This window comes from Xenorhabdus santafensis, assembly GCF_033949405.1.
Classification (GTDB): domain Bacteria; phylum Pseudomonadota; class Gammaproteobacteria; order Enterobacterales; family Enterobacteriaceae; genus Xenorhabdus; species Xenorhabdus santafensis.
In genome coordinates, this window is record NZ_VCDN01000336.1 from 1 (window position 1) to 303 (window position 303).

General features: G+C 37.6%; 1 pseudogene. It reads left to right on the forward strand.

Annotation, left to right across the window (positions count from 1 at the left end):
* Positions 1–75: 75 nt before the first annotated feature.
* Positions 76–303: pseudogene (locus FE392_RS22705) on the forward strand (SelA-like pyridoxal phosphate-dependent enzyme); the annotation flags it as partial.

Below are 303 nucleotides of genomic sequence, written 5' to 3' on the forward strand. Positions count from 1 at the left end.
ACTTCTGGTATTGTTGGCGGGAAACGAAAATACATCGAGTGGCTGAAAGTGCAATTACATTGCATCGGAAGAAGTATGAAAGTTGGGAAAGAAACAACTTTCGGCTTACTTCAAGCGCTTGATGAGTACGGAGTAAAAGAAGATAAGAGCGAGCAAGAAAAAGAGCTATTACAAGTACTTATGCCGCTAAAAGAATTAAATGGTGTCAATGTAACGATCGTTCAAGATGAAGCAGGAAGAGCAATCTTTAGAGCTCGTATTCATATTAACGAGACACAATTAAATAAATCAGCAAAAGATGTT